This window comes from Vibrio sp. 1401, assembly GCF_033340295.1.
Map to the genome: position 1 here is coordinate 1 of NZ_JAWOWF010000470.1, position 640 is coordinate 640.

A 640-nucleotide genomic window follows, 5' to 3' on the forward strand; every position below is an offset into this window, starting at 1 on the left:
TACTCCCGAATCATTCACTCTCACCACATTCGGCGGATTTGAATCAATGACTTGGTAAGATACTGAGCCGCGAACGTTGCTCAATAGTGTCTGAGTGATGGTTCCCACACCCTCAAACTGCAACGAGGCATCTTCAACAATCAGCTGTGGACGACTCTGCTTCGTGAGAGAAGTGGGAGAGCTTGTATTGCTCGGCTTGGAGTCACCTCCTCCACCGCAACCAGCAAGTAAAGCAGCAAGAAAAATCAAATAATAATTTCTGTTCATTTTTAGTAATAATTTGTTACATCTCAAGGGGCGAGATAATAATACGATGTTTTATTAATCGCTATCCCTATTGTTGATGACTTTATTACTTAAGTATTTACTACTATATTAAGGGTAAAAATAAATTCTGATAAATGGCGAGAAAATTACCCGAAAAAACGCGAAGCAAACGTTTAAATTAATGTAATTAATTAATTTAGAAAGAGTGAATATTCAACAAAATAAAACAGGAAAAATAATGAAGAAAAATTGCGTTAATTTTGGGCGGGCTATGCTGTATGGACATTAACAGATTAGAAAAACATAATTATCTAATACACAAATAAAAGCAAGAACGAATCTCGTTTATATTTAATAAAAGAGATTTGTATTT

General features: G+C 34.8%; 1 pseudogene. It reads right to left on the minus strand.

The features are described 5' to 3' along the window. Nucleotides 1-267: pseudogene (locus tag R7Z77_RS26285) on the minus strand (hypothetical protein); the annotation flags it as partial. Nucleotides 268-640: the final 373 nt, after the last annotated feature.